Genomic DNA, 7908 nt, shown 5'->3' on the forward strand with positions numbered 1-7908 from the left:
GGCGTTGATCCGTGCCCGTTGCTCTTCCAGCTTGGCGAGCCGTTCCGCTGCTTTTGCCATGTTGACATTCCCCTTGGTTATGTGCTTGCCATCATGCTATCATCGGAGCACAGACACCGCAAACCCCGACCGTCATTCTAACGGGAGGGCGCACTTACCGGTTTCTCTTCGAGAAACTGCCCTGCGGGCACCCCTTTGGGGCTGTGCGCTCTCCGAGGGCCATTGCATGGAGCTAAACCCCTATGGCCATCTATCACCTTACGGCCAAGACCGGCAGCCGGAACGGCGGCCAGTCGGCCAAGGCGAAAGCCGATTACATCCAGCGGGAGGGCCGTTACTCCCGCGACCGTGACGAGGTGCTGCACACTCAGTCCGGCCACCTGCCCGAGTGGGCCGAGCGCCCCGCCGACTACTGGGATGCTGCCGACCTGTATGAACGCGCCAATGGGCGGCTGTTCAAAGAGGTTGAGTTTGCCCTGCCGGTCGAACTGACCCTAGATCAGCAGCGGGAGCTGGTGGACGAATTCGCCCGGCATCTGACCGAGGGCGAGCGCCTGCCGTATACGCTGGCCATTCATGCCGGTAAAGGTGAGAACCCCCATTGCCACTTGATGATCTCTGAGCGGAAGAACGACGGTATCGAGCGCCCGGCTGACCAGTGGTTCAAGCGGTACAACGCCAAACAGCCAGAGCGGGGCGGGGCGCAGAAGTCCGAGAGCCTGAAGCCCAAGGCATGGCTTGAGCAGACCCGCGAGGCATGGGCCGACCATGCCAACCGGGCATTAGAGCGGGCTGGTCACGACGCCCGCATTGACCATAGAACACTTGAGGCGCAGGGCATCGAGCGCCTGCCGGGCATCCATCTTGGCCCCAACGTGGTGGAGATGGAGGGCCGGGGCATCCGCACCGAGCGGGCCGACACCGCCCTAGCCATCGACACGGCCAACGGCCAGATCATCGACTTACAAGAATACCGGGAGGTTATCGAGCATGAGCGCGATAGACAGAGTGAAGAAGTCCAGAGGCATCAACGAGTTAGCGGAGCAGATCGAACCGCTGGCCCAGAGCATGGCGACACTGGCCGACGAGGCCCGGCAGGTCATGAGCCAGACTCAGCAGGCCAGCGAGGCGCAGGCAGCGGAGTGGCTGAAAGCCCAACGCCAGACAGGGGCGGCATGGGTGGAGCTGGCCAAGGAGTTGCGGGAGGTAGCCGCCGAGGTGAGCAGCGCCGCGCAGAGCGCCCGGAGCGCCGCCCGTGGCTGGACATGGAAGTTGTGGGCCGGGGTCTTGATCGCTTCCGTGACGCCTATTCTGGCGCTGCTGATCGCATCATGGCTTTGGCTGGAGCCGCAAATCATCGAACAACAGGGGGGTATATGGCTGGTTTTCAAGCTCAAGTAAAGGGTGACCGCACCGCGCAAGCCATCGCCCGGCAGCTCAAGGCCATGGGCTGCGACCGGTACGACATCGGCATACGGGATGCCGCCAGCGGCAAGATGATGAACCGGGAATGGTCAGCCGCCGAAGTGCTCCAGAACACGCCATGGCTCAAGCGGATGAATGCCCAGGGCAATGACGTGTATATCAGGCCCGCCGAGCAGGAGCGGCATGGTTTGGTGCTGGTGGACGATCTCAGTGAGTTCGACTTGGATGACATGAAAGCCGAGGGCCGGGAGCCGGCGCTGATCGTGGAGACCAGCCCCAAGAACTATCAGGCATGGGTAAAAGTGGCTCAGGACGCCCCAGCAGGTCACAGGGGCGTAATCGCCCGGAAGCTGGCCCGCGAGTACGACGCCGACCCGGCCAGCGCCGACAGCCGCCACTATGGTCGCTTGGCGGGCTTCACCAACCGCAAGGACAAGCACACCACCCGCACCGGTTATCAGCCGTGGGTGCTGCTGCGTGAATCCAAGGGCAAGACCGCCACCGCAGGGCCGGAGCTGATGCAGCAGGCCGGGCAGGTGCTGGACAGCATTAAGCGCCAACAGGAACGGACGGCACGACTGGCCGAGATCACCGCCCCGCGGAGTGTGCGCCGGTATCGCCGCAGCGCCGTGGACGACTACCGCAGCGAAATGGCCGGGTTGGTCAAACGCTTCGGTGACGACCTCAGCAAGTGCGACTTCATTGCGGCTATGAAGCTGGCCAGCAAGGGCCGGGAGCCGGACGAGATCGCCAAGGCCATGGCCGAGGCCAGCCCCGCGATCATGGAGCGCAAGGCAGGCCATGAGGCCGATTACATCAAGCGCACGGTACAGAAAGTGATGGAGCTGCCGCAGGTGCAGGAGGCCCGCGCCGAGCTGGCGAAGCAGACCCAGAAGCAGCGCAGTCGGGGGCCAGATTTAAGTATGTAATGCTTGCGTTAGCGCTAACTGGTGGTATACTGTTAGCTCTAATGGAGGGTTTGAGATGAAAGACCAACACGACAAGCGTACCGGCAACCTGCTGGCCACCCCTAACGCTATACGACAGGCCCGCTTTGCCGAACAGCAGCGAGCCATGGGCCGCAAGGCCGCGAGCACCCCCCCCATAACTCTTCGCCTCATGACCGAGCGCGACCTGCCGATGCTCCATGATTGGCTCAACCGGCCGCACATCGTTGAGTGGTGGGGTGGTGACGAAGAGCGACCGACTCTTGATGAAGTGCTGGAACACTACCTGCCCAGAGCGATGGCGGAAGAGTCCGTAACACCGTACATCGCAATGCTGGGCGAGGAACCGATCGGCTATGCTCAGTCGTACGTCGCGCTCGGAAGCGGTGATGGCTGGTGGGAAGATGAAACTGATCCAGGAGTGCGAGGAATAGACCAGTCTCTGGCTGACCCGACACAGTTGAACAAAGGCCTAGGAACAAGGCTTGTCCGCGCTCTCGTTGAACTACTGTTCTCGGACCCCACCGTGACGAAGATTCAGACCGACCCGACTCCGAACAACCATCGAGCCATACGCTGCTATGAGAAGGCAGGATTCGTGCGGGAGAAGATCATCACCACGCCTGACGGGCCGGCGGTTTACATGGTTCAAACACGACAAGCCTTCGAGAGAAAGCGCGGTGTTGCCTAACAACTCATTCAAGCCGACGCCGCTTCGCGGCGCGGCTTAATTCAGGTGTTAGCGGTAATTTAACCAGATAGGAGTACAGACATATGAAAATCGTAAAAAGGATATTATTAGTATTGTTAAGTTTATTTTTTACAATTGCGTATTCAAATGCTCAAACTGACAACTTAACTTTGAAAATTGAGAATGTTTTAAAGGCAAAAAATGCCAGAATAGGAGTAGCAATATTCAACAGCAATGAGAAGGATACTTTGAAGATTAATAACGACTTCCATTTCCCGATGCAAAGCGTTATGAAATTTCCGATTGCTTTAGCCGTTTTGTCTGAGATAGATAAAGGGAATCTTTCTTTTGAACAAAAAATAGAGATTACCCCTCAAGACCTTTTGCCTAAAATGTGGAGTCCGATTAAAGAGGAATTCCCTAATGGAACAACTTTGACGATTGAACAAATACTAAATTATACAGTATCAGAGAGCGACAATATTGGTTGTGATATTTTGCTAAAATTAATCGGAGGAACTGATTCTGTTCAAAAATTCTTGAATGCTAATCATTTCACTGATATTTCAATCAAAGCAAACGAAGAACAAATGCACAAGGATTGGAATACCCAATATCAAAATTGGGCAACCCCAACAGCGATGAACAAACTGTTAATAGATACTTATAATAATAAGAACCAATTACTTTCTAAAAAAAGTTATGATTTTATTTGGAAAATTATGAGAGAAACAACAACAGGAAGTAACCGATTAAAAGGACAATTACCAAAGAATACAATTGTTGCTCATAAAACAGGGACTTCCGGAATAAATAATGGAATTGCAGCAGCCACTAATGATGTTGGGGTAATTACTTTACCGAATGGACAATTAATTTTTATAAGCGTATTTGTTGCAGAGTCCAAAGAAACTTCGGAAATTAATGAAAAGATTATTTCAGACATTGCAAAAATAACGTGGGATTACTATTTGAATAAATAAAAAACTACCGCTAACACTGGCTCATAGGCAATGGCGGGTTGAAGTGCAATTTGCAAAGTCGGTAGCCCGCCCGAGCGTTTTCTCGGTTTGACAGGAAAGGCTCACGCAAACCGCCACTGCCCATAGCCCAAACCGTTAGGCCGCATGGACACAACGCAGGTCACATTGATACACAAAATTCTAGCTGCGGCAGATGAGCGAAATCTGCCGCTCTGGATCGGTGGGGGCTGGGCGATCGATGCACGGCTAGGGCGTGTAACACGCAAGCACGATGATATTGATCTGACGTTTCCCGGCGAGAGGCGCGGCGAGCTCGAGGCAATAGTTGAAATGCTCGGCGGGCGCGTCATGGAGGAGTTGGACTATGGATTCTTAGCGGAGATCGGGGATGAGTTACTTGACTGCGAACCTGCTTGGTGGGCAGACGAAGCGTATGAAATCGCGGAGGCTCCGCAGGGCTCGTGCCCAGAGGCGGCTGAGGGCGTCATCGCCGGGCGGCCAGTCCGTTGTAACAGCTGGGAGGCGATCATCTGGGATTACTTTTACTATGCCGATGAAGTACCACCAGTGGACTGGCCTACAAAGCACATAGAGTCCTACAGGCTCGCATGCACCTCACTCGGGGCGGAAAAGGTTGAGGTCTTGCGTGCCGCTTTCAGGTCGCGATATGCGGCCTAACAATTCGTCCAAGCCGACGCCGCTTCGCGGCGCGGCTTAACTCAGGTGTTACCGCAGCGAAATGGCCGGGCTGGTCAAGCGGTACGGTGACGACCTCAGCAAGTGCGACTTTATCGCGGCCATGAAGCTGGCCAGCAAGGGCCGGGAGCCGGACGAGATCGGCAAGGCCATGGCCGAGGCCAGCCCCGCCATCATGGAGCGCAAGACGGGCCATGAGGCCGATTACATCAAGCGTACGGTGCAGAAGGTGATGGAGCTGCCGCAGGTGCAGGAGGCCCGCGCCGAGCTGGCGAAGCAGGCCGAGAAACAGCAGTACCGAGGGCCGACATTAGGATAAAACACTTGCATTAGAGCTAATGCCTGTTATGGTGTTAGCTCTAATGCGGAGGAAATATGAAAGACCAACACGACAAGCGTACCGGCAACCTGCTGGCCACCCCCAACGCTATACGACAGGCCCGCTTTGCCGAGCAGCAGCGAGCCATGGGCCGCAAGGCCCGGAAGATATGGGCCACAGACGCAGAGGCCGAGGCGCTGCGGCTGTATCTGGAAGAACTCAGGGCGGCGCAGGGCGGGGGTAGTGACCCCGCCAGCGCCTAACCACCAACCGCCTACACAGGAGGCAAATCAATGGCTACCCATAAGCCTATCGACATTCTGGCGAGCTTCACAGAGCTACCGCCACCGATTGACTACGTACTGCCCAACATGGTGGCCGGCACCGTGGGGGCGCTGGTGTCCCCCGGTGGGGCCGGCAAGTCCATGCTGGCCCTGCAACTGGCCGCACAGATCGCAGGCGGCCCCGACCTGCTGGACGTGGGCGAGTTGCGCACCGGCCCGGTGATCTACCTGCCCGCCGAAGACCCGCCCACCGCCATACATCACCGCCTGCACGCATTGGGGGAACGCCTGACCGACGAGCAACGGCAAGCCGTGGCTGACGGTCTGCTAATCCAGCCGCTGATCGGCAGCCTACCCAACATCATGGCCCCGGAGTGGTTCGACGGCCTCAAGCGAGCCGCTGAGGGACGCCGCTTGATGGTGCTGGATACCTTGCGCCGGTTCCACATCGAGGAAGAGAACGCCAGCGGCCCCATGGCGCAAGTGATTGGCCGCATGGAGGCCATCGCCGCCGATACCGGGTGCTCTATCGTGTTCCTGCACCATGCCAGCAAGGGCGCGGCCATGATGGGCGCAGGCGACCAGCAGCAGGCCAGCCGGGGATCGTCCGTGCTGGTGGATAACATCCGCTGGCAATCGTACCTGTCCGGCATGACCACCGGTGAGGCCGAGGAATGGGGCGTAGACGACACGCAGCGGCCCTATTTCGTCCGCTTTGGAGTCAGCAAGGCCAACTATGGGGCACCGTTCAAAGACCGCTGGTTCAGGCGGCATGACGGCGGGGTACTCAAGCCCGCCGTGCTGGAAAAGCAGCACAAGAGCAAGGGGGTGCCTCGTGGCAAAGCCTAAGAACAAACACAGCCTCAGCCACGTCCGGCACGACCCGGCGCACTGTCTGGCCCCCGGCCTGTTCCGTGCCCTCAAGCGGGGCGAGCGCAAGCGCGGCAAGCTGGACGTGACGTATGACTACGGCGACGGCAAGCGGATCGAGTTCAGCGGCCCGGAGCCGCTGGGCGCTGATGATTTGCGCATCCTGCAGGGGCTGGTGGCCATGGCCGGGCCTAGTGGTCTGGTGCTAGAGCCAGAACCGGAGACCCCCGGCGGGCAGCAGCTCCGGCTGTTCCTGGAACCCAAATGGGAAGCCGTTACCGCTGACGCCATGGTGGTCAAGGGTAGCTATCGGGCGCTGGCTCGTGAAATAGGCTATGCCAATATCGAGGACTCAAAGCCCATCAGGGACTGCATTGAACGGCTTTGGAAGGTGTCCATCATCGCCCAGAATGGCCGCAAGCGGCAGGGCTTCCGGCTGCTTGCCGAGTACGCCAGCGACGAGGCAGACGGGCGCCTGTATGTGGCCCTGAACCCCTTGATCGCGCAGGCCGTCATGGGTGGCGGCCAGCATGTGCGCATCAGCATGGACGAGGTGCGGGCGCTGGACAGCGAAACCGCCCGCCTGCTGCACCAGCGGCTGTGTGGCTGGATCGACCCCGGCAAGACCGGCAAGGCGGCCATAGATACCCTGTGCGGCTACGTCTGGCCGTCAGAGGCCAGTGGGGCCGCCATGCGCAAGAGACGCCAGCGGGTGCGCGAGGCGCTGCCGGAGCTGATCGCGCTGGGCTGGACGGTGAACGAGTATGCGGCGGGTAAGTACGACATCGCACGGCCCAAGGCGGCAGGCTGACCCCTGCAATAACTGTCACGCCCCCCCCGTTAACTGTCACGCCCCCCCCGTTAACTGTCACGCCCCCCCCCGTTAACTGTCACGAACCCCCCCGTTAACTGTCACGCCCCCAAACCTGCAAACCCAGCAGGGGCGGGGGCTGGCGGGGTGCTGAAAAAATCCATCCATGATTATCTAAGAATAATCCACTAGGCGCGGTTAACAGCGCCCTAGTGGGGCGCTGTTTGCCCTTGCCCAAAATGCCCGGCCAGAGGCCGGATAACTGATCTATCCGCTGCGCTAGGCTACACACCGCCCCCACCGCTCCGCGGTAGGGAAAAGGCGGGCCAAGGCCCGCAAACCCAAACCCCATGCACAGACGCCACAGGAAGCCGCAGACGCCTTTAGCCGCTTTAGCGGCCTTTACCCCTGCCCGCAGGGCGGGGGCGCGTGTGAAGCCCCGCAGGGGCCATGCTGGCCACCTTGCGCTTGGCTATCTCCGCCTTGATGGTCGCGCCCGCCTCTCGCATCTCTTGCTGCAGGGCTTCGATCTCGGCAGGTGTCAGCCGGTAGAAGCTCACCCTTGCCCCTCTTGCGGCTCCGGCTGGCCATGCTCCTGTGGCTGCTATTCCTGCTTGGGTGGCAGTCCGAACAGCGCCCGGTCATGGTCGCGCTCTAGGTAGCTGTCCAGCCCATCGAGCAAGCGCTGTTCTGGCCACTCGCCGCTTTCGACTTTGCCGAGTATCCACGCGCCTACCAGCACCTTGCGCCGGGTGTCCTCCTTGCGCTTTTGCTGCTGCTCCCGTGCCCTGACCCGCTGGATCTCGGCGTTGATCCGTGCCCGTTGCTCTTCCAGCTTGGCGAGCCGTTCCGCTGCTTTTGCCATGTTGACATTCCCCTTGG

Annotated in this window: 10 protein-coding genes and 1 pseudogene; 10 read left to right on the forward strand and 1 reads right to left on the reverse strand. The window is 59.0% G+C overall.

All coding sequences use genetic code 11. The features are described from left to right. Positions 1-242: 242 nt before the first annotated feature. The 10 genes and pseudogenes from R7P69_RS24135 to repC form a co-directional block, all read left to right on the forward strand. Positions 243-884: pseudogene (locus R7P69_RS24135) on the forward strand (MobA/MobL family protein); the annotation flags it as partial. A 106-nt stretch (positions 885-990) separates the two neighbouring features. Further along, positions 991-1401 carry an IncQ-type mobilization protein MobB gene (locus R7P69_RS24140; RefSeq protein ID WP_011117300.1) on the forward strand — a complete coding sequence of 137 codons (411 nt, stop codon included), beginning with the start codon at positions 991-993 and terminating at the stop codon, positions 1399-1401. Further along, a complete protein-coding gene (locus R7P69_RS24145; protein WP_011117301.1) occupies positions 1377-2354 on the forward strand; it encodes a DNA-primase RepB domain-containing protein in 978 nt (325 codons plus the stop codon). Before R7P69_RS24140 ends, R7P69_RS24145 begins: the two co-directional genes overlap by 25 nt. A 145-nt stretch (positions 2355-2499) precedes the next feature. Next, a complete protein-coding gene (locus R7P69_RS24150) occupies positions 2500-3063 on the forward strand; it encodes an AacA4 family aminoglycoside N(6')-acetyltransferase (RefSeq protein WP_112928758.1) in 564 nt (187 codons plus the stop codon). 83 nt (positions 3064-3146) lie between these two features. Continuing rightward, positions 3147-4046 (forward strand): extended-spectrum class A beta-lactamase VEB-18, encoded by a 900-nt coding sequence (locus tag R7P69_RS24155; RefSeq protein ID WP_065825678.1) that lies wholly within the window; start codon positions 3147-3149, stop codon positions 4044-4046. Between the two features lie 144 nt (positions 4047-4190). Beyond that, positions 4191-4724: an aminoglycoside nucleotidyltransferase ANT(2'')-Ia gene (aadB, locus tag R7P69_RS24160; RefSeq protein ID WP_000381802.1), complete on the forward strand. Its 534-nt coding sequence runs from the start codon at positions 4191-4193 to the stop codon at positions 4722-4724. Positions 4725-4785: 61 nt separating this feature from the next. Continuing rightward, entirely contained in the window at positions 4786-5061 is a 276-nt protein-coding gene (locus tag R7P69_RS24165) for a hypothetical protein (protein ID WP_223847821.1), read from the forward strand. A 56-nt stretch (positions 5062-5117) separates the two neighbouring features. Then, on the forward strand, positions 5118-5324 hold the full coding sequence (urfF, locus tag R7P69_RS24170) for a plasmid repression protein F (RefSeq protein ID WP_112928753.1): 207 nt from the start codon (positions 5118-5120) through the stop codon (positions 5322-5324). Positions 5325-5354: 30 nt separating this feature from the next. Beyond that, positions 5355-6194 (forward strand): helicase RepA family protein, encoded by an 840-nt coding sequence (locus R7P69_RS24175; RefSeq protein WP_169573183.1) that lies wholly within the window; start codon positions 5355-5357, stop codon positions 6192-6194. Continuing rightward, positions 6181-7026, forward strand: a complete 846-nt coding sequence (gene repC, locus R7P69_RS24180; RefSeq protein WP_112928757.1) for a replication protein C, IncQ-type — start codon at positions 6181-6183, stop codon at positions 7024-7026. The genes R7P69_RS24175 and repC overlap by 14 nt, the downstream gene beginning before the upstream one ends. A 604-nt stretch (positions 7027-7630) precedes the next feature. Here the strand turns inward: repC and R7P69_RS24185 are convergent. Beyond that, positions 7631-7891, reverse strand: a complete 261-nt coding sequence (locus tag R7P69_RS24185) for a mobilization protein (protein ID WP_169578253.1) — start codon at positions 7889-7891, stop codon at positions 7631-7633. Between the last annotated feature and the right edge of the window lie 17 nt (positions 7892-7908).

This window comes from Vibrio sp. 661 (assembly GCF_033339315.1).
Classification (GTDB): Bacteria; Pseudomonadota; Gammaproteobacteria; order Enterobacterales; family Vibrionaceae; genus Vibrio; species Vibrio alginolyticus.

Coding starts and splice junctions, on each gene's coding strand:
- R7P69_RS24140 (WP_011117300.1), top strand. CDS start 991: ATGAGCGCGATAGACAGAGTGAAGAAGTCCAGAGGCATCAACGAGTTA.
- R7P69_RS24145 (WP_011117301.1), top strand. CDS start 1,377: ATGGCTGGTTTTCAAGCTCAAGTAAAGGGTGACCGCACCGCGCAAGCC.
- R7P69_RS24150 (WP_112928758.1), top strand. CDS start 2,500: ATGGGCCGCAAGGCCGCGAGCACCCCCCCCATAACTCTTCGCCTCATG.
- R7P69_RS24155 (WP_065825678.1), top strand. CDS start 3,147: ATGAAAATCGTAAAAAGGATATTATTAGTATTGTTAAGTTTATTTTTT.
- aadB (WP_000381802.1), top strand. CDS start 4,191: ATGGACACAACGCAGGTCACATTGATACACAAAATTCTAGCTGCGGCA.
- R7P69_RS24165 (WP_223847821.1), top strand. CDS start 4,786: ATGGCCGGGCTGGTCAAGCGGTACGGTGACGACCTCAGCAAGTGCGAC.
- urfF (WP_112928753.1), top strand. CDS start 5,118: ATGAAAGACCAACACGACAAGCGTACCGGCAACCTGCTGGCCACCCCC.
- R7P69_RS24175 (WP_169573183.1), top strand. CDS start 5,355: ATGGCTACCCATAAGCCTATCGACATTCTGGCGAGCTTCACAGAGCTA.
- R7P69_RS24185 (WP_169578253.1), bottom strand. CDS start 7,891: ATGGCAAAAGCAGCGGAACGGCTCGCCAAGCTGGAAGAGCAACGGGCA.